The organism is Shewanella surugensis (genome assembly GCF_023284005.1).
In the GTDB taxonomy this organism is placed as follows: domain Bacteria; phylum Pseudomonadota; class Gammaproteobacteria; order Enterobacterales; family Shewanellaceae; genus Shewanella; species Shewanella surugensis.
Genome location: NZ_JAKIKS010000383.1, coordinates 1 through 506 on the forward strand (window position 1 = coordinate 1; position 506 = coordinate 506).

General features: G+C 41.7%; 1 protein-coding gene. It reads left to right on the plus strand.

What is annotated here, in order from left to right; all coding sequences use genetic code 11:
• The coding region (locus L2764_RS27625; protein WP_248943520.1) for a DDE-type integrase/transposase/recombinase at positions 1-443 on the plus strand (443 nt) is incomplete at its 5' end.
• Positions 444-506 lie beyond the last annotated feature (63 nt).

The following is a 506-nucleotide window of genomic DNA, read 5'->3' on the forward strand; positions in this document are numbered from 1 at the left end:
AAGGCCAATGGGTTTACTATTATCGAGCTGTTGATAAATTTGGCGCGGTGATTGATTTTTATTTGAGTGAAACCCGTGATGAGCCAGCGGCACTGGCTTTTTTCGATAAAGCGATAAAGAGTAGCGGAGTACCACACCGAGTTGTCATTGATAAAAGTGGCGCTAATGCCGCAGCATTAAATACCATCAATATTCGTCTTTGGCTGTCTGGGTATATGCTGTTTATGATTGAGGTTTTGGCTATCAAATATCTGAATAATATTGTCGAGCAAAGCCATCGAAAAGTGAAAGGAAAAATGCATCAATGTTTGGGCTGGAAATCTTGGGAAGGGGCTGAATCGACCTTGGTGGGTGTTGAGCTTTGGTCCATGATTAAACAAGGACAAATGAACACTACTGAAATGATGACACCATGGGAACAATTTTATTCTTTGGCGGCCTAATTGTATCTGAGAGATCTTGTGCCCTTAAATTATAGCGGTGAGATCTCAGTTTGCGACAGAACC